This is a genomic window from Vibrio sp. 10N.247.311.51 (assembly GCF_041467855.1).
Classification (GTDB): domain Bacteria; phylum Pseudomonadota; class Gammaproteobacteria; order Enterobacterales; family Vibrionaceae; genus Vibrio; species Vibrio coralliirubri.
This window is the reverse complement of the sequence record NZ_JBFSVK010000009.1, coordinates 84246-102652: the sequence shown is the minus strand read 5'-3', so window position 1 is coordinate 102652 and position 18407 is coordinate 84246. Positions and strand designations below refer to the sequence as shown.

General features: G+C 44.2%; 17 protein-coding genes. 13 read left to right on the top strand and 4 right to left on the bottom strand.

Annotated features, from left to right (window positions below):
* Window positions 1-288: 288 nt before the first annotated feature.
* Both AB6E85_RS10690 and AB6E85_RS10685 read right to left on the bottom strand, forming a co-directional pair.
* Window positions 289-1050 carry a YdcF family protein gene (locus AB6E85_RS10690; protein WP_050621486.1) on the bottom strand — a complete coding sequence of 254 codons (762 nt, stop codon included), beginning with the start codon at window positions 1048-1050 and terminating at the stop codon, window positions 289-291.
* 275 nt (window positions 1051-1325) lie between these two features.
* The gene (locus AB6E85_RS10685) at window positions 1326-2210 is read right to left on the bottom strand and encodes a LysR family transcriptional regulator (RefSeq protein ID WP_372142599.1); all 885 of its coding nucleotides are present in this window, start codon (window positions 2208-2210) and stop codon (window positions 1326-1328) included.
* Window positions 2211-2342: 132 nt separating this feature from the next.
* On the opposite strand from AB6E85_RS10685, the gene AB6E85_RS10680 reads away from it, so the two are divergent.
* Together AB6E85_RS10680 and AB6E85_RS10675 are read left to right on the top strand one after the other, a co-directional pair.
* On the top strand, window positions 2343-3353 hold the full coding sequence (locus tag AB6E85_RS10680; RefSeq protein WP_372142598.1) for an aldo/keto reductase family oxidoreductase: 1011 nt from the start codon (window positions 2343-2345) through the stop codon (window positions 3351-3353).
* 9 nt (window positions 3354-3362) lie between these two features.
* Entirely contained in the window at window positions 3363-3755 is a 393-nt protein-coding gene (locus AB6E85_RS10675; RefSeq protein ID WP_372142597.1) for a heme-binding protein, read from the top strand.
* A 115-nt stretch (window positions 3756-3870) separates the two neighbouring features.
* Here the strand turns inward: AB6E85_RS10675 and AB6E85_RS10670 are convergent, their stop codons facing one another.
* Both AB6E85_RS10670 and AB6E85_RS10665 read right to left on the bottom strand, forming a co-directional pair.
* Window positions 3871-5244, bottom strand: a complete 1374-nt coding sequence (locus AB6E85_RS10670; protein WP_372142596.1) for an L-cystine transporter — start codon at window positions 5242-5244, stop codon at window positions 3871-3873.
* A gap of 185 nt (window positions 5245-5429) precedes the next feature.
* Window positions 5430-6125: an NAD-dependent epimerase/dehydratase family protein gene (locus AB6E85_RS10665; RefSeq protein ID WP_050634477.1), complete on the bottom strand. Its 696-nt coding sequence runs from the start codon at window positions 6123-6125 to the stop codon at window positions 5430-5432.
* 664 nt (window positions 6126-6789) lie between these two features.
* Here AB6E85_RS10665 and AB6E85_RS10660 point away from each other — a divergent pair.
* The 11 genes from AB6E85_RS10660 (at window position 6790) to gbpA (ending at window position 18018) form a co-directional block, all read left to right on the top strand.
* Window positions 6790-7401, top strand: coding sequence for a flavin reductase family protein (locus AB6E85_RS10660; protein ID WP_050634476.1), 612 nt, complete (start codon window positions 6790-6792; stop codon window positions 7399-7401).
* Window positions 7402-7459: 58 nt separating this feature from the next.
* Window positions 7460-8515 carry a nicotinate-nucleotide--dimethylbenzimidazole phosphoribosyltransferase gene (cobT, locus tag AB6E85_RS10655; protein WP_372142595.1) on the top strand — a complete coding sequence of 352 codons (1056 nt, stop codon included), beginning with the start codon at window positions 7460-7462 and terminating at the stop codon, window positions 8513-8515.
* On the top strand, window positions 8515-9321 hold the full coding sequence (locus tag AB6E85_RS10650) for an adenosylcobinamide-GDP ribazoletransferase (RefSeq protein WP_372142593.1): 807 nt from the start codon (window positions 8515-8517) through the stop codon (window positions 9319-9321). The genes cobT and AB6E85_RS10650 overlap by 1 nt, the downstream gene beginning before the upstream one ends.
* Window positions 9322-9343: 22 nt before the next feature.
* Window positions 9344-9964 carry a bifunctional adenosylcobinamide kinase/adenosylcobinamide-phosphate guanylyltransferase gene (cobU, locus tag AB6E85_RS10645; RefSeq protein WP_372142591.1) on the top strand — a complete coding sequence of 207 codons (621 nt, stop codon included), beginning with the start codon at window positions 9344-9346 and terminating at the stop codon, window positions 9962-9964.
* A gap of 9 nt (window positions 9965-9973) precedes the next feature.
* Window positions 9974-10591 (top strand): alpha-ribazole phosphatase family protein, encoded by a 618-nt coding sequence (cobC, locus tag AB6E85_RS10640; protein WP_372142590.1) that lies wholly within the window; start codon window positions 9974-9976, stop codon window positions 10589-10591.
* Window positions 10592-10725: 134 nt separating this feature from the next.
* Entirely contained in the window at window positions 10726-12522 is a 1797-nt protein-coding gene (locus AB6E85_RS10635) for a M3 family oligoendopeptidase (protein WP_372142588.1), read from the top strand.
* Between the two features lie 268 nt (window positions 12523-12790).
* Entirely contained in the window at window positions 12791-13819 is a 1029-nt protein-coding gene (locus AB6E85_RS10630) for a succinylglutamate desuccinylase (protein WP_372142586.1), read from the top strand.
* Window positions 13820-13952: 133 nt separating this feature from the next.
* Window positions 13953-14948 (top strand): vitamin B12 ABC transporter permease BtuC, encoded by a 996-nt coding sequence (gene btuC / locus AB6E85_RS10625; protein WP_372142584.1) that lies wholly within the window; start codon window positions 13953-13955, stop codon window positions 14946-14948.
* The gene (gene btuD / locus AB6E85_RS10620; protein ID WP_050634470.1) at window positions 14935-15693 is read left to right on the top strand and encodes a vitamin B12 ABC transporter ATP-binding protein BtuD; all 759 of its coding nucleotides are present in this window, start codon (window positions 14935-14937) and stop codon (window positions 15691-15693) included. Before btuC ends, btuD begins: the two co-directional genes overlap by 14 nt.
* 58 nt (window positions 15694-15751) lie before the next feature.
* Window positions 15752-16111: a DUF6559 family protein gene (locus tag AB6E85_RS10615; protein ID WP_017066163.1), complete on the top strand. Its 360-nt coding sequence runs from the start codon at window positions 15752-15754 to the stop codon at window positions 16109-16111.
* Window positions 16112-16572: 461 nt separating this feature from the next.
* Window positions 16573-18018, top strand: coding sequence for an N-acetylglucosamine-binding protein GbpA (gbpA, locus tag AB6E85_RS10610; RefSeq protein WP_372142581.1), 1446 nt, complete (start codon window positions 16573-16575; stop codon window positions 18016-18018).
* Window positions 18019-18407: the final 389 nt, after the last annotated feature.

Genomic DNA, 18407 nt, shown 5'->3' with positions numbered 1-18407 from the left:
TGTTTGATAAAGACTTATCTTGATGACTTCAATTAGTTTCAACAATCCAATCTATGGATGATTAATTGTTGAACGTTTCTGGTTTTGAAGTCTCGCTATTTGGTATGTTGGCTTGGAAAATTTAGGCCAGCAAGATGGATTAGAGAGATTTATTGCTTAAAGGAGGGGAAATTACTGAGTAGCCAAATAAGGAAGGATGTTGTGATAAGCAAGATCAAAAAATGCAGCCAGCAACCGTTCGATTGCTGCTGCATTTTGTATTGTTCGAGTTAACTTAATTGGTAGAGATTAAGCATCACCTGGCTTTTCGCGTTTGCTGTTCCAACCCATAAAGTTGTAGATGTTGTAACGGGCAAAGCCTATCTGCTCATGCAAAGCAAAATCTGTGACCGCAAAGTTGTACCACAATGGCAACCATGAAATTTGAGCAGCCATATAGTCGGCTCTTACTGGAATAACATTCAAGCCGAAGTGGTTGAAGTAGAGCTCGCTACGACGAATATGTAGGCCAGATGAAACCAACACAATGTTGTCGAATTTATGATGCTTCATTAGGTCACTAGTGAGCTGTGCATTCTTCCAAGTGTTGACGCTATTTGGCTCTTGAATGATGTCACCCATCGGAACGCCAAGTCTCAGCAATTGTTGTTGATAAACTTCTGCTTCGGTAACACCGTTATTTTGTGCATCGCCACCACTGATGATCACTTTGCATGTGGTTTGGGTTTTGGCGCAATCTTTATATTGGCTGGCTGTTTCACTGATTCGGCCAAAAGAGAAAAAGGCTGGCTCAAACTCTTGCGTGCTTTTAATTAACTGCGTTCCCGCACCCAGAAGAACAATGGCGTTATTGTCAGACCATTGGATATCAGGCTTATTTTCGTAATCGGCTTGCAGATCGTTCAGTAAATAACGAGGAATTAAACCTGAACCAATCAGCACAAATGACGATATAAGAACAAGAGATAAAAACAGAGAAGTTTTTCGCCACTGAAGTAAACGTGTAAAGCCTACGAATAGCAGAAGAAGTAATAATATAATAAAGCTCATGAGGATCCTGTTATCGAACTGGTGCCAAAATGATGTGACATACTGAAGCGGTGCATCATATATCAGTTATGTTAATCGTTCATAGCTAACTCATTGTATTATTGAACAAATGCACGATTTCTTGTTATTAAACACATTCATCGATGAGAGCATTCGCAAAATCGCTTTATTATTGTTCGATAATCCCATTCTAAATATAGGTATATAAACCAAGAGGGTTATTTAAACCTTATTTCGTGTTATTTAATTTGTCTGTTCATCGGCTTCTCATTTTTTCAAACTCTCAAATTATCAAAGTAAGCTTGAACAAATTTAACGAACACTTGGTGTTTTTTTGCCGGATAAATAACTTGCGGATAGAACAGATAAATACTGTTGCCTTGTTGTAGGCATTCATCAGGCAGCACTCGCTCTAATTCTCCAAGCTCGACCTCTTTCGCAACGTAGTAACTTGCGATACGGATGATGCCGCTGCCAGCCATAGCTTGTTGCTTAAGTAAGTGGTTGTCATTGCTTGAAAGCCAGCCGGACACATCAATATTAGCCGATTTTAAAGGCCACTCGGTTTGGTGCAGCGTTGCTAAGCATTGATGATCACTTAAGTCACTCACATTGGTAGGGCGACCAAATTGATCAAGATAATCGGGAGTCGCGACTAAATCATGCTGATAGCTAATTAAGTGTTTCGCCACCATGTTGTCAGGTGGCGTATTGGTGGCACGAAACGCGATATCGATATCATCTTGGTTGAGATTAAAGTTGGTGTAGCTGCTGTTTATCTCAAAACGGATTTCTGGATATTGCTGCCTAAATTGTTGGCAGATTTCGAATAGATATACCTCAGTAAACATCTTTGGCGCGGTGAGGCGCAATAGGCCTTTTACGATGTCGTGTTGCTCAGAAACACTGCGTTCAAGCTGTAAGACTTGCGAACGAATCTTTAAGCCTTGTTGTAAGGCGCGTTCGCCTTCTTGGGTTAAACGAACACTGCGCGTGGTTCTGACCAAAAGCGGGCACTGTAAATCGTTCTCTAAACGTTTGATCTGCTCAGAAAGATAGCTCTTAGAGATACCGAGCTTTTCGGCTGCCTTGGTAAAGTTAAGTTGCTGAGCAAGCTCTATAAACAGGATCAGTCGTTCTATTCTTTTGTGTTCGTTCATTCGCGCGTTCCTACCAATCTATTGTTCGTCATATCAAACAATCATTTCGTAACTAGCATATTCTGTTTTTTAAAAAGAACAATATGATAGAGGCATATTTCTGGTCAGCAAATCTTCTAAGCGAGAATCGATATGACGAACAGCATTGAATCTACAAACAAAACGAATGACAAAAAACGTATCCCATTATCAAATTATCTACCGAATGTTGGGCAAATTGCCTATGGCTGCATGGGGTTAGGTGGTGGCTGGAATGATAATCCAGTGACGAGTGCGGATGTTGCTCAAACACGAAGTGTAATCGACACAGCATTAGAATCGGGCATTAACTTATTCGACCATGCGGATATCTATACCTTCAGCAAAGCTGAGCAAGCCTTTGGTCAAGCATTACAACAAGCGCCTGATCTGCGAGAGCAGATGTTCATTCAATCTAAGTGTGGAATTCGTTTTGAAGGCGGGGGCAATGTTGGTCGCTATGATTTTTCGGCTGATTGGGTAAGCCAATCGGTAGACGGTATTCTCGACCGTTTGAATACTGAAAAGCTCGATGTGCTGTTATTGCATCGTCCTGATCCATTGATGGAACTTGATGAGCTAGCAAGAACGTTAGAGAACTTAAAAGCGCAAGGTAAGGTCGATTTCTTTGGTGTGTCGAACATGAACAGCCAGCAAATTCAGTACCTGCAATCTGCGCTCGGGCAACCCATTGTCGCGAATCAGGTTGAGATGAGCTTAGCCAAGTTGGATTGGTTGAATGATGGGGTGATGATTAACTCACAAGGGTACCATCAATCAGACTTCGCCGCAGGCACGCTAGAGCATTGCCAAATGAATAACATCCAACTGCAAGCTTGGGGTTGTTTGGCACAAGGCCGATTTGCTGAGCAAGGTTTGTATTCAGAACATGAAAACGTGAAAAAGACAGCGCACTACGTGGCTCAGTTAGCGAACCAATATGGCGTAGAAAGTGAAGCGATCGTGTTGGCATTTTTGCTTCGTCACCCTGCTCGTATCCAACCTGTAATTGGCACCACAAATCTAGAGCGAATCAAAGCTTCGGCAGTCGCGACTCAGATAAACCTGTCTCGTGAAGAGTGGTACAACTTATATGTGTACTCACGTGGTCAAGCACTGCCATAAGGAACGAATATGTTGAATCAAAAGATCGCGCAACAACTGGTGTCTAACGCTCTCGACATTGCTGAGCGTAATCAACAAGCAATTGCGGTGAGCGTGTGTGATACGCACGGTGAGTTACTGGCGTTTATTCGCATGGATAATGTGAGTGTTCAAGCCGGATTGTTAGCACAGAACAAAGCTTATACATCTGCAAGAGATAGACAGCCAAGTGGTAACTTAGGTGCTTGGGCGAGAGAAACCGGTAAAGACTTAAGTTACTGGACTGACGCTAAGATCACTGGCTTTAAAGGCGGTGTTCCCATTGAGTTAAAGGGGCAGGTGATTGGCGCGATTGGTATCAGCGGATTGAGTGAAGAGGACGATGAAGCACTTGCTGAGAAAGTGATTCAACTTGTGCTCTAAGTGCTGTTGCTTGTGAAGTAAAGAAAATTAGAAATAACAAATAATAAAAAACCGATGCATGTGCATCGGTTTTTTTGGTTTAACGAGACTCAAGTGCTTGAATCAATCGAACTCATTAAGCGTTCGCTTGTTCCAGATCTTGTTGCTTGTCTTTCTTGCCCAATAGGCGGCTTGTGATCGTACCGGCTGTCATTGCACCAGATACGTTAAGCGCCGTACGTGCCATGTCGATAAGTGGCTCGATAGAGATAAGCAGTGCTGCAATCGTTACAGGAAGGCCCATCGCAGGAAGTACGATAAGTGCCGCGAACGTTGCACCGCCACCTACGCCAGCAATACCGAATGAGCTCACTGTGATAATAGCAATCAGAGACAGAATGAAGTTAATGTCCATTGGGTCGATGCCAACCGTAGGCGCAACCATTACCGCTAGCATTGCAGGGTAGATACCCGCACAACCGTTTTGACCAATCGTCGCACCGAAAGAGGCAGACAGGTTAGCAATCGCTGGTGGCACGTTTAGCTTAGTGATTTGAGCTTCAACGTTCAGTGGAATCGTTGCTGCAGAACTACGAGACGTGAAAGCGAACGTCAGTACAGGCCAGATCTTTTGGAAGTACTCTTTCGGGTTTACACCAACAAAAGAAACCAACACACCGTGTACAACGAACATCAGTAGAATCGCAACGTAAGATGCAACGATGAAACCCAGTAGGCTGAGGATGTCAGAAGCACTTGATGTTGCAACTACCTTAGCCATTAACGCTGCGATGCCGTATGGCGTTAGTGCCATGATCATCTTAACTAAGCGCATAACGATAGATTGTACCGCTTCAACAAACGTACGAATTGGAGATTCTAGTTCTTCTTTCTCTGCCATCACTTTACGAGCAGCAATACCCGTTAGCACACCAAAGATAACCACTGCGATGATAGACGTAGAGCGAGCGCCCGTTAGGTCTGCAAATGGGTTAGTCGGAATAAAACTAATCAGCATCTGCGGAATTGTTAGGTCTGAAACGCTACCGATGCGGCTTTCAAGTGTTGCGATACGTGCTGTTTCGCGAGCACCTTCTGTTAAACCTTCAGCAGATAAGCCGAATGCTTGAGTCACAACAATACCAACAATCGCAGAAATTGCGGTTGTTGCTAGCAGTACAGAAATGGTGATGCCAGAAATCTTGCCCAGTGAACCGCCTTTTTCAAGCTTCACTACTGCGGCAATCATTGAAACCAATACTAATGGCATGATCACCATTTTTAGTAGGCCAACATAACCACGGCCAACAATGTTTACCCAGTCTAGTGTTTCGTTGATGACCGGGTTGCCTTCACCAAATAACAGCTGTAGACCAAGACCAAATGCGCTACCAAATACTAAACCGAGTAAAACGAGGCGAGAAAGTGTGTTTTCTTTTTTCTGCTGTCCGTAGAGAAAAAAGAGGATACCAGTGAATACCGCTAAGGCAGCGATAGCTGAAAATGACATTTGTTTTCCTTATGAATTTCTTTAAATCGATAGGGCGCTTAGATATATGGGCGCGAATACTGTTAGCTACAGTAGCGACCTGTAACAAAACGTAAAATAAGGAAAAGTAATTTATTAGAACGATTAGTAATATCCACTCAATAGGATGGGTGGATATTCAACATTGTGATGAATAGGTGAGCTTTTTAGCGATATTTTGCCAATAAATTGAGCATGTCACTTGACGAGTAAATTTCGATATTTTGGAAATTATTTTCGAATAACCGGAACAACATTGCTTTGGCTACGTCTTCCGACTGAATAGGGCGTAGGTTTTTGAACTTACCAAGCATAAATGGAGACAGCAGAGGAAAGACACTTTGCAGGAGTTTTTCATCAGCTCTAGGTTCATCACGCTCACCCACCAGAGGCCCAGGGCGTGCGATGAAAAGCTGCTTGAAGCCAATACGTTTTAAATTTTGTTCCATTTGTCCTTTACAGCGAAGGTAGTGCGAATAGGAATCTGGTGAAGCGCCATAGCTAGAAACGACCGCTACGCGTTGAACCCCAAGAAACTTCATCGACTGTGCGACTTGGCTAACCAGTTCCACATCGATTTTGCGAAGCGCTTCTTTTGATCCTGCCTTTTTCTTAGTCGTACCTAAGCAGATAACGCCAAGATTAGGCGTCGCATTCGTGTCATCCCAACTGGTAACTTGCAGGTCGCTGTGAATGAGTGTGTGGAGCTTGTTGGAATCAAACTGTGAATCTAACGCTCGGCGAGATAGGGCATAGATATGATCAACGGCGGGTTCATCGATGAGCAACTTCATCACATGATGACCAATTAACCCTGTTGCACCAGCCACAACAACCGATGTTTTGTCTCCAGCAATGCTCATTTTAATCCCTTATTCACTCCACAAGTGCTTGTTTAATATAAACAGTGTTTGAATTTTAAGCGAATAAAAGTTTGTTAAACGAGTGGTCAGTAGTATGTGGGGAGTCGCCTGTTAATGGAAAAAGAGATGATTTAGTTTGGCTCGACGCATAAGTACGGTCTGAAGCATTAGTACGGCGTTAAAAATAACAAAGCCCGCTGGGCGACGGGCTTTGTTATTTACTTTACTGCTTTCTAGGTGAAGGATAGTGGGATTTTCCTTACCTTTTTGCTGGTTTTCTTACTTGATTTATTTGGTTTTCTTTTACTTGAGTTTGGAATCATTACACCTCCTAAATCGTTGTTCTGTTTTGTCTTTCAATCGATTGTCTTTCTTTGTGTAGCGTTAGTGTTGTGGGCATTCACTGTATGGGTACTTATCAATGGAGAGATTAACAAGTACTTTAGATAAAGCATAAACGATGCCAAAATGTAAGTTATTGATAAATCTATTATCAGTATTGTAGGTGTTTTAGGGTTCGTCAATTTGATTGTCAATTTGAGAAAAAACCAGTGTGATCTGTTTAAATTAAGAACACTCTCTACGGTTTCTGTTGATTAGGCATAGATACAGCATTGCTTAACACGTAAACTGAGTCGTAATTCACATAGACCAAGGACGTGCTATGAACCTCAAGCTTGATACTCTTGCTCCCACTCAGATTTATCACCTGATGACACAAACCGTTGTCCCTCGCCCTATTGCGTGGGCATTGACGGAATCTTCTGACCAAGAGTACAACCTAGCGCCTTTCTCTTATTTCACGCCTGTTTCTAGTAATCCGCCGCTACTGATGTTATCGGTTGGGAAGAAGCCGTCCAGCGAAATCAAAGATACCACTCGTAATGCCTTAGAAACGGGTAAGCTAGTGATTCACATTGCTTCTTCAAGTTCTGCAGAAACCATGACAGCGACAGCAGCTACCCTTGAGCATGGTGATTCGGAAGTCACCGCGAATAACATTGAGCTAGTTGAATTTGAAGGATTTTCTTTACCGAGAGTGAAAGAGTGCGCGGTCGCTTTTGGCTGCACCTTGTACGAAGTAAAAGAGGTTGGAGAGGTGCCACAAAGCCTCATCTTTGCTCAAGTCGAAACCGTGTACATTTCCGAAGACGTGATCGACAAAGAGAGTGAACGTCTTAAGATTGATGCGTTGGCATTGGACCCTTTGTCTCGACTTGGTGGCGGTGAATACGCGACGCTTTCCAATGTGTTTTCTGTCGCACGCCCTAAGTAACAATCCCTAAGTAGCAGTCCCTAAATCAACGTACCCAGAATAAGCGTTTTTAAAAACTATGTTAGATACCCAATACTCGCAGTACATCCAACACCGAATTGACCAAAAAACCAAGCCACTCGGTGCGCTTGGCTTATTAGAAAAAGTAGCACATCAACTGGCATTGATTCAGAGCCAAAGCAAAGAAGCGGCGGTTGAACACATCGAATTAAATAAGCCAAGTATCATCATTTTTGCTGGCGACCATGGCATTGCTGACGAAGGTGTGAGTATTGCCCCAAGTGCGGTCACACAACAGATGGTGTTGAACTTCTTAAGCGGTGGCGCGGCGATCAATTGCTTCTGTGCGGTGAATAATATCGATATCACGGTAGTCGACACGGGGATATTGTTGCCTGTGGAATCTGACAGTGACATGTTGATCTCTCAGCGTTTGGGTACGCGAACCAATAACTTTGCCAATGAAGCAGCAATGAGTTTAGAAACGGTGGAACACGGGATTGAACTGGGCACTGAGCTTGTATCTAGAACCATTTCGAATGGCACCAATATCATCATGTTTGGTGAAATGGGTATCGGTAATACCAGCAGCGCATCAGCGATCTTCAGTGCATTAGCGAATAGGTCTGCAGATGAGTGTGTTGGCCTAGGAACAGGCATCAACAATGATCAACTTGCGCGAAAAGTGGCTGTGGTTGAGCAAGGTGTTGCGCGTTGCAAAGGTTTAGAGCTTAAAGAAGTTAAAGGGCTTAAAGATACCAAAGAGGTACTCGCACAAGTTGGTGGCTATGAAATCGTTCAAATAGTCGGTGGTTTCCTTGGCGCATACCAAAACAGAACACCGGTATTGGTCGATGGTTTTATCGTGTCAGTTGCGGCGTATGTCGCGACTTTAATTGAACCGAGTTGCCGTGACTATATGATCTTTGCACATCGCTCTGAAGAGTCGGGGCACAAAATTCTGTTAGATCTGCTAGACGCTGAGCCACTGCTCGATCTTGGATTGAGATTAGGCGAGGGCACAGGTGCTGCGCTAGCTATGCCAATTATTCGTGCGGCAGCCGAGTTCTATAACAACATGGCGAGCTTCGAAAGTGCTGGAGTCACAGTTTAATGAGTGATGCACCAGAAAGATCGTTGAAAGATCGAGTTACTTATCAGTGGGAGCTGTTTGCGCTGGCGATGGGTTTCTTTTCTCGCTTGCCAATGCCAAAGAACACGCCCTATTCATCAGAGCGAATGAACCGTTCGGGTCGTTATTTCTCAATGGTTGGTTTGTTACTTGGTGTTCTATGTGGCGGTGTGTTCTTGCTACTTGACGCGGTACTACCGAGTGCCGTGGCGATCTTTTTGATGATGAGTTTTAGCCTGATGCTCACTGGTGCATTCCATGAAGATGGTTTGACTGATATGGCGGATGGCATTGGTGGCGGCATGACTCTAGAATGTCGTTTGACCATCATGAAAGACAGTCGTATTGGCACTTATGGCGCGTCTGCACTGGTTATGGCTCTGCTTGGCAAGTGGGTGTTGTTGAATGAGCTGGTCAACATGACGGCTCTGTTTATGGTTATCGTGACCAGTTATACTTTTAGCCGCGCGATTGCAGCATCACTGATTTACGACATGCCTTATGTTAGCGATTTAGATACCAGTAAAAGTAAGCCTTTGGCCAACAAGCAAACCAAAGGTGAACTTGCCTTCTTATTGTTTGTGGGAGTGCTGCCTAGCCTGTGGTTTGGTCTTGAATTCGCTTTGGTTTTATCTGTCGTCGCCTATCTGTTCAGAACTGGTTTCAAAAAGTGGTTAACGGCTCGAATTGGTGGCTTTACTGGCGACTGCTTGGGTGCGGCTCAACAGCTAATGGAGTTGCTGATTTATCTTGTATTCATTACTTCATTTTATAATGGCTTTCTATAACGGCTTTCTATAACGGCTTCCTATGACAAACACGAATCAAACTATTCAAGCTAATCAAATTAATCAAGCAAGTCAGCGAAACAGCCATTTGGTATTGGGTGGGGCTCGTTCTGGCAAGTCGAGTTTTGCAGAGCAACAAGCATTATGTGCGCTTGAAGCATGTTCAAATGGACGCCTCAATTATATTGCGACAGCGACATATCTTGATGATGAAATGCGAGAACGAATCGCGCACCATCAACAACGTCGTGGCGAGCAGTGGATTGAGCATGAAGTACCCGTCGAATTAGCCGAAAAACTGCTGTCTTTTGAGAAAGAAGATGTGGTGTTGATTGATTGCCTAACCTTGTGGTTGAACAACATCATCTTTGAACTGGGTGATGACGCAACCAATGAACAGGTTGAAGCCGTGGTTGAAGTATTGGTCAAAAGCGTCGAGCAAAGCCCGGCGCAAATTATCATGGTGTCTAACGAAGTCGGCTTAGGTGTGGTGCCTCTGGGTAAAGTGTCACGCTTGTTTGTGGACAATGCAGGGCGAATGAACCAAGCGCTAGCTCGCGTCGTCGAACGCGTTACGCTGGTTGCTGCCGGATTGCCGCTGTATTTAAAACCATCTAATCACTTGCTTGATACTCAAGGTTAGGTCGCACACATGGTCAATGGAACAACCAAAAACATCTATCTGCTAAGACATGGCAAAGTCGAAGGAAAAGCTGCGCTCAATGGTTTATCTGATGTGCTGGTCAACCCTGAGCTTCAAGAACAGATATGTGAGGCGCTTGCGACACAAGACATTACCTTTGATAGCGTGGTCACCTCGCCACTAAAACGATGCGGCGACCTAGCAAACCTGTATGCAGAGCGTACGTCAGTGCCTTTGTCTGTTGCGCCAGGCTTTCAGGAAATGAACTTCGGTGAAGTAGATGGTGTCCCATTTGATGAACTTGAAGACAAGTGGGAAATGCTAGAAACCTTTTGGCAAGATCCTGCTAATCATCAATTAACTGGTGCAGAAAGTTTACAGGGCTTCCACGACAGAGTAACTCAAGCTTGGTCGCAACTTTTGAATGATCCAAGTGACAATATATTGTTGGTTACTCATGGTGGTGTGATTCGCATATTGTTAGCGCACTGCCTTGATATTGATTGGAAAAATCCGAGTCTGTACTCGAAGTTATCGATAGAAAATGCGTCGATAACGCATATTCAAATCACTCAGTTTGCGCAGAGTTTTATCAGCGTTAAATCAATAGGGCTACCTGTTCTCTGAGTGTTAAAAATACACGGTTTTAAGAATTAACAATCTATTAGAACTGTAAATAGAAACAGAAATCGAAATATAAAGCGGCGTTCACAGCCGCTATACCTGATTGGTATTACTACCTACGTGAAAGGAATTTAGTCATGACAACACCAAGTTGGGATCTAAGCATTGCTTATAGCGATCTTAATGATGCAAAAATCGAACAGGACATTGAACTCATTCAGCAGTGCATTGAGCTGTTGAACCTACACGTTGAAAAGCGTCACATCATTCTAGCGATGCAAAACGCGATTCAGACTTCAGAAGCGGCAGGCACGCTACTCAGCACGATCAACACCTTCGCTAATTGCCACGCATCGGTCGACGCGACACACACAGAAGCCAAAGCACTGCTTGGTCGTGTCGCAAAGCTGAACTCTGAAATGTCTCAAGCGTTCAGCCCTTACGAAGACACGCTAATTCACGCAGAACCAGAATTTATTGATGCAGTATTAGAGCATGAGAGTGCGGACGTAGCAGGGCAGCGCTTTGCGATTGAAAGCTCTCGTAAGCTATCAAGCAGCCGACTCAGTGTTGCAGAAGAACAGTTGTTAGCGGCGATGAAGGTTGATGGCCGTGATGGGTGGGGTCGTTTATACGATAACCTAACCGGTTCTTTAAAACTGTCGCTAAAGCTTGACGGTGAAGAGGAAGCTCTAGGCTTTTCACAAGCCGCGAGCCTGTTGTACGGCAGCGAATTTGACAAACAAGAACCGGCATGGCGCGCGGTTCAAGGCGCAATGAAAACGCATCAAGAGTCTTTTGCTTCAATCCTAAATGCATTGGCGGGTTGGCGACTGACTGAAAACAAAAAGCGCTCGAAGATTAGCGATGTACATTTCCTAGATCCAAGCCTACACGGTAGCCGCATTGTGCCAGAAACGCTAGACACCATGATGTCGGTAGCGAAAGCGAATCGAGCTGTTGGTCAGAAAGCGGGTTTGTTGATGGCAAGAGTTCACGGGCTCGATGAAATGAAGCCTTGGAATCATTTAGCTGCGATGCCACCGCTGGGTGACGCTCAATCTAAGGTTTACCCATTTGATGAAGCGATCGAAGTGATTAAAACCGCTTTTGCTGAAGTAAATCCAGAGATGGCTGATTTTGTCGCATTAATGGTTGAGAATGGTTGGATTGATGCCGCACCAGCTGCCAACAAACGTTTAGGCGCGTACTGCACCAAGTTTGCTGCCACACGCACCCCGCTAGTGTTTATGACGTGGAGCGGTAGCCGCTCAGATTTAATGACATTGGCACACGAGCTAGGCCACGCGTTCCACAACTGGGTGATGAAAGACATGCCGTTGTGTCAAACACGCTACCCAATGACGCTAGCAGAAACGGCTTCGATCTTTGCTGAAAATATCGTTCGTGACCACTTGTTAATACAAGCCCAAACACGCAATGAGAAACTTGAAATGCTGTGGGAAGAACTTTCTTCTTCTTTGGCATTAATGGTGAACATTCCTGTTCGTTTTGAGTTTGAGAACGCCTTCTACGAGCAGCGTGAAAAAGGTGAGCTCACGGCTCAGCAGCTGTGTGACTTGATGGAAACGACTTGGAAAGAGTGGTACGGCGATGCAATGACAGAAGCCGACCCATACTTCTGGGCGAGCAAGCTGCACTTCAGCATCTCTCAAGTAAGCTTCTACAACTACCCATACTTGTTCGGTTACCTGTTCAGTAAAGGTGTTTACGCTCAGCGAGATGCGAAAGGCGAGCAATTTTACGGCGATTACGTGTCGTTGCTTCGTGATACAGGCAGCATGATGGCGGAAGAAGTCGTTCAAAAGCACCTTGGTATGGATCTGACTCAAGCGGATTTTTGGCAACAAAGCATCGACATGGTCAAAGTTCAAATCGATGAATTTGAAAGATTGCTCGATCAGGAAGATTAATTGATCTCAATCTGTTCATGGCAGGTAAGAGCTGTGTTAGCTTACGTGGCTCTTATCTTGCTGAGATGACCAGAGACAACCAAAAGCTGCTCTAAATAGAGAAAGTTATTTGGAACAGATGTCGGTTAGTAAAATCAGCAGGTAATACAAAAATATATGGGTAGTATTTGTGAGTGATAACGGAGTTTCTATTGATAAGTGCGATCCTAGCAACACAATTTCTATGTACAATTTATTAACATACGGCCGTGCAATTAAGGAGTAGCGCATGACGAAGACCCTCTTTCGCCAATCATTTCTTTTTGACAGCCTAGATCTTGAGCAAGAAGTGGTTGCAGGACAGACCGTACTGAGTAACGGTGTTCAAATTAAGCTTCATCAACGCGGTGTATTGGAAGTGATTCCCGCTGAGTATAATTCTGAAACCAAGAACATCATCTTTTCAACAGGTGTTCATGGCGACGAAACTTCACCAATGGAGCTGATAGACAAGCTCATTGAGGATATTGAAACAGGCTTTCAAGTAGTGACAGCAAGATGTTTGTTCATCATTGCTCACCCAGAAGCAACCAACGCGCATACTCGTTTTCTTGATGTGAATATGAACCGTCTGTTTGATGAAAAACAGCACGAAAGCAATCGAGAAGTGGATATCGCGAAGAACCTTAAGTACTTGGTTACTGAGTTTTACAAGGAAACGGTGCCTGCTACTCGTTGGCACTTAGATCTGCACTGTGCGATCCGTTTATCTAAGCATTACTCGTTCGCTGTGAGCCCTAAGGTTCGCCACGAAGTACGCAACAAGGAGCTTTTCGATTTCATCAACAGTGCTCACATTGAAGCTGTGTTGCTGTCGAATGCACCAACCAGCACCTTCAGTTGGTACAGTGCTGAAAACTTTGAAGCGCAAGCACTGACAATGGAGCTAGGGCAGGTAGCAAGAATTGGAGAGAACCCACTTGATAAGCTAACGGCTTTCGATTTGGCAATGCGCAATCTGATTGCTGAAATAGAACCAGAGCATTTGCCGAAGAAAACCATTACATATCGCGTAAGCCGAACCATTGTTCGTTTGCACGATGACTTTGATTTCATGTTCTCTGATGATGTTGAGAACTTTACGGCGTTTAAGCACGGTGAAGTGTTTGGTCATGATGGTGATAAGCCATTGATGGCGAAGAATGAAAACGAAGCAGTGGTATTCCCAAATCGTAACGTTGCTATCGGTCAACGAGCGGCCTTAATGGTGTGCGAAGTTGAAACACGATTCGACCATGGTCAGCTTGTGTACGATTAATACCGAGCCGGGTTAAAGCGACGAAAACAACCGCTCAACTGGTTGAAATATCAAGGTTCACATTACGGTGTGAGCCTTGAGTTTATTTAGGGATACAGGTAAGGTTACGCGAACAATTTCAAAGTAGCTTGATATGGATTTCCAACAACTTCTTCACCAAAACCAGCGCAAATGGACCCGAGCCATTTATCTGATGGCAGCACTGCTTGTCGCGCTGAGTGCGATTTACCTAATGGTTGGCGATCTTTTCATTTCCCCTCTGGGCACATTGTCCACGTTAGAACAAAAACTACTGATTGATTTACGCTTACCTCGATTATTAGCAGCGATTGCGATCGGGGCTGGGTTAGCCGTATCTGGCGCAAGCTTACAAGTCTTATTGGGTAACGTATTAGCAGAACCCGGTGTGCTCGGCATTTCTGGTGGCGCAAGCTTGGCGATGGTTATCGTGCTGTTCTTCTTGCCGTTTGCTCCGACTCCAGAAGTGTTCATGATTGCTGCCGTTTTAGGCTCGCTCTGTTTTACCGTGATACTGGTGAGCATGGTAAAAACGATGCGACTCACCACAGCTAAATTGCTGCTGGTGGGTGTCGCATTGGGCATTCTTTCTGGTGCGATGGTGACATGGGCATTCTATTTTAGTGATGACTTAAGCCTACGCTTGTTGATGTATTGGCTGATGGGCAGCTTAGGTGGCGTAACTTGGTATCAACACTCGCTTACGTTAGTGATGATCCCCGTGATTATTTGGCTGTGCCTGCAAGGTAGCAAGCTAGACAAACTAATGATTGGCGAAACGCATGCCGCGCAACTGGGTGTGAACGTTCCGAGATTACGCTGGCGTCTAATTTTCGCTGTGTCTATTTTAGTCGGCTGCGCGGTAGCTTTAGGTGGCGTGATCAGCTTTGTTGGCTTGGTTGTGCCACACTTATTGCGTTTAGCGATTGGTACTGATAACAAATACCTTCTTCCTTTGTCTGCCGTTGCTGGCGCTGCGTTGTTGGTGTTTGCTGATATCTGTGCAAGAACCTTATTAGATTCAGCAGAACTGCCTTTGGGTGTGATGACCACCAGTATCGGTGCGCCTATCTTCATTTGGATGTTAATTAAAAATCATGATTCAAATTAAGAGCCTGAGCGTCGGCGCTCGTTTATTACCGCTATCATTTGAACTCAAGCAAGGGCAGGTGACTCACGTTATCGGCCCTAATGGCAGCGGAAAAAGTACCTTACTCGAAGCGATATCTGGCATTGGTGATGGTTACAAAGGCGATATAAAGATCGACGGGCAGGATTTGTCGGAGCTGTCTTTACAAGATTTATCATTGCATCGTGCTTACTTGTGCCAAAGCGCAAGGCCAGCCTTCAACTTAGAAGTGTTCCAATATCTCGCGCTCTCATTACCAAGCTCATCGCATGGACTTGATGCTGAAATCAACGCAGCTTTGGAAGAGATAAGTCAGATGTTGGACATCACAGACAAACTTCATCGTTCCATTCAGACACTGTCTGGTGGTGAATGGCAACGCGTTCGTTTAGCTGGAATGTGCCTGCAAATTTGGCCGACACTTAACCCATACGCGAAGCTGCTGATCCTCGACGAACCCGCAGCTCCACTGGATATTGCTCAAGAAGCCTTGTTGTACAAGCTCATTGAACGAGTGGCAGAGAAGGGCATCGCTGTGATTATGGCTAACCACGACCTGAACCGTACCCTAAGACACGCAGACCAAGTGTTGTTGCTCGACAAAGGTGTACTTCAAGCATCAGGCACAGCTGATCAAGTGCTTACCCCTGAGCAGTTAGAGTCCGTGTTCAACACTGAAGTCAAAAGTATCTCAGTCGATAATCAAACTTATCTGTTGTTTGGTTAAAATACTAATTGGTTAAGCTGAACATTGGGTTCAAGGCGAGTTAGTAAAGGAAGCAAATATGTTTAGGTACATCCAAAGAAGAAGAATCAAAAAGGTGATTAAGTCATTGTCTGCAAAGATGGTGAAGAGCTACGGAAGCCGTGATTTCTTCTCGATTGGGCAGGTTGAAACAAGTTCTCGTGAGTTGAGTAAGCGCCAACAACAGATTGCTTTAGCTTTGTTTGCGGATCCACAAGATCTTGCTGTTGAATTAGCTCCAACAATTCAGTTGCTACGTAATGATGTGTCTAATGACTTCTTCGGCGGAGAAGACTACACAGCGCGAGATGTACTTAATCTATTGGGTGGCGGCGGTTGGAAGGGCGGTCGTATGGACGACGACATGTCACATCGCATGGGCATGCATAGCCGCTATTAAAGCTCTACCAAGCTCCCTCTATTTAAATCAACTTTGCATCAAAGCACCTTTATCTAATGTGACTCGTCAAAACCGTTATTTTGACAACAAACCCTCTACTTTCGCGTCAATGCGATATCCTGAACAGCCCGTTCATACGTTTCTCACCTCTAGTCTCTCAGGTTCTTAGCCTGTTCCCTTGCTCTATTTATTGAATAAACTTCATAGTCTTCAGATGTATAAGATAATTTCCCCTTCGTATTACCTTTGATGAATATCAATCAGCCTTATTGATTAAATAATCCTACCTTCCTCGACCATGCTCAAATTGATTGATATGCATTTGCTTTATTAATGTTCGAGCCAAGTAACGGTTAATAGCAAATTGAGGTGCTTACTCAGTCAAACAAGTGGATAGGTAAACAAGCGAAGATCATTTTGTCTTGTTAATGGGAAATATGACGTCTTTAAGTGGAAATGTTATGAGAATCGGAATAGAGAAAACGGCTTTAGCCATCGCTTTGTCTGTGGCTTGTGGTGGTGCTATGGCACATGGATTTATATCGCTGAACGATGATGGCAACATCATAAGTCGTGTCGCCTTGTGTCACTTAGAAGATTCTGAAGGTCAGGCGAAGAACATGGACTGTGGCGACATACAGTATGAGCCACAAAGTGTGGAAGGCTTTGACGGCTTTCCTGAAGATGGCCCTGCTGATGGTTACATTGCCAGTGCTGAAATATTAATGGCAAGAAACCTAGATGAACAAACTTCAGAGCGCTGGCAGAAACGCCCAATCGAAGCGGGCTCTCAAGAGTTTGAATGGACATTTAGAGCCAACCATATTGCGGCTGGTTTTAAATATTACATCACGAAAGAAGGTTGGGACCAAAATTCACCATTAGCGCGCTCAGAGTTTGACTTAAATCCCTTTTGTGAAGTTGATGCCCATGGAGAGATGACACAGAACACGGCGACTCACACGTGTAACGTGCCAGAGAGAGAAGGCTATCACGTGATCCTGGCTGTGTGGGATGTGGGCGACACCGACAAGGCTTTCTATAACGCGATTGATGTGGTGTTTGATGGCAATGATTCTCAACTTCCGGGTTGGGAAAAAGCAGGTCAGATAACTCCTACGATCAATTTGAAAGAAGGCGACGCGGTATATACGCGCGTGTTTGATGGATCTGGTGAAAACTCAGCGCTCAGTACTCGTATCGAAATTGCGAATAGTGAGGATGGCCAACCAAAGAACTGGTCTAAGGCATTAGCAACCAAAGTTAATGAAGAAAGCAATAACATTAAGTCTGGTGTGTTGAGTGAAAATGGTTTTGCACCTATTTACGGTGTGAACCCAATATATGTGAATTCTGACAGCGGTATTCAGCGTGTGGAAATAGGCTACGATGTTGAAGTGCCAGAACCCGATACGTCCCTTACGGTTGAAGGTCTGGATTCAGAATACGTGATCGGAGAACAAGCAACCGTACTCGATTTATCATTGGTAGCTGAGGGCGATGCCCAAGCTGAACTCACCGTGTATAACCATGCTCGAGAGTCTTTAGCATACTGGAGTGGGGAGGTTGAAGATAACTCGTCAGAATCGGTATCATTACCTTTGTCTAAATCAGAGGCTGGTCATCATATGTTGGTAGTGAGTGTCAAAAACAGCGAAGGTAAATTGGTAGGCCAACAAATGATGGATTTCCATTTAGTTGATGTCGATGCGCCACCACCTGCACATGATTATGTCTACCCAGAAGGCTTTGGTAACTATGTTGATGGCGACGTCGTTTTATTTGAAGGCGAAGGTGTTTATCAATGTTACGGCCCATGGGCAGCAGAATGTAACAATGAAGCGTACCTTCCAGGCGTGGCAGCAGATCCAAATTGGGTTGAGCAACAATGGAAAAAGTTAGATTAATTACGAGTTAATCGAACTCACTTAGCTGTATATTAAATCTCTAGATGCAAAAGCGGCTTAATCATCAAGCCGCTTTTTTATTCACTTTGGATAATGTTGCGCCAATCAAGACGGAATACTGAGATCCAATAATTCGAAGCAACATCATCTATCGACAACGCATTTCTTTGAGTTGTGTGACTCTGATTCCTATCAATATAAAACCCGCTGTCATTGATAAAATTGACGTATATATTTTTCGTTGTTCTTCAAACAAAAACTATAAACCCTTGAAGTGCAATTTTGATTGGTAAGTGACCAGTTAATGTTGTGTGCAGGGTAAAATAATAGAGAGTGGGAAAGTGACAACAATAAATAATAATATTCTAAAAGTAGCAGTAGGTATGGCT

Excerpts from the sequence above, each read along its gene's own strand:
- AB6E85_RS10675 (WP_372142597.1), top strand. The coding sequence starts at position 3,363 with ATGTTGAATCAAAAGATCGCGCAACAACTGGTGTCTAACGCTCTCGAC.
- cobU (WP_372142591.1), top strand. The coding sequence starts at position 9,344 with ATGACAAACACGAATCAAACTATTCAAGCTAATCAAATTAATCAAGCA.
- AB6E85_RS10630 (WP_372142586.1), top strand. The coding sequence starts at position 12,791 with ATGACGAAGACCCTCTTTCGCCAATCATTTCTTTTTGACAGCCTAGAT.
- gbpA (WP_372142581.1), top strand. The coding sequence starts at position 16,573 with ATGAGAATCGGAATAGAGAAAACGGCTTTAGCCATCGCTTTGTCTGTG.
- cobT (WP_372142595.1), top strand. The coding sequence starts at position 7,460 with ATGTTAGATACCCAATACTCGCAGTACATCCAACACCGAATTGACCAA.
- AB6E85_RS10665 (WP_050634477.1), bottom strand. The coding sequence starts at position 6,125 with ATGAGCATTGCTGGAGACAAAACATCGGTTGTTGTGGCTGGTGCAACA.
- AB6E85_RS10670 (WP_372142596.1), bottom strand. The coding sequence starts at position 5,244 with ATGTCATTTTCAGCTATCGCTGCCTTAGCGGTATTCACTGGTATCCTC.
- AB6E85_RS10635 (WP_372142588.1), top strand. The coding sequence starts at position 10,726 with ATGACAACACCAAGTTGGGATCTAAGCATTGCTTATAGCGATCTTAAT.
- btuD (WP_050634470.1), top strand. The coding sequence starts at position 14,935 with ATGATTCAAATTAAGAGCCTGAGCGTCGGCGCTCGTTTATTACCGCTA.
- AB6E85_RS10660 (WP_050634476.1), top strand. The coding sequence starts at position 6,790 with ATGAACCTCAAGCTTGATACTCTTGCTCCCACTCAGATTTATCACCTG.
- AB6E85_RS10680 (WP_372142598.1), top strand. The coding sequence starts at position 2,343 with ATGACGAACAGCATTGAATCTACAAACAAAACGAATGACAAAAAACGT.
- AB6E85_RS10650 (WP_372142593.1), top strand. The coding sequence starts at position 8,515 with ATGAGTGATGCACCAGAAAGATCGTTGAAAGATCGAGTTACTTATCAG.
- AB6E85_RS10690 (WP_050621486.1), bottom strand. The coding sequence starts at position 1,050 with ATGAGCTTTATTATATTATTACTTCTTCTGCTATTCGTAGGCTTTACA.
- btuC (WP_372142584.1), top strand. The coding sequence starts at position 13,953 with ATGGATTTCCAACAACTTCTTCACCAAAACCAGCGCAAATGGACCCGA.
- AB6E85_RS10615 (WP_017066163.1), top strand. The coding sequence starts at position 15,752 with ATGTTTAGGTACATCCAAAGAAGAAGAATCAAAAAGGTGATTAAGTCA.
- cobC (WP_372142590.1), top strand. The coding sequence starts at position 9,974 with ATGGTCAATGGAACAACCAAAAACATCTATCTGCTAAGACATGGCAAA.
- AB6E85_RS10685 (WP_372142599.1), bottom strand. The coding sequence starts at position 2,210 with ATGAACGAACACAAAAGAATAGAACGACTGATCCTGTTTATAGAGCTT.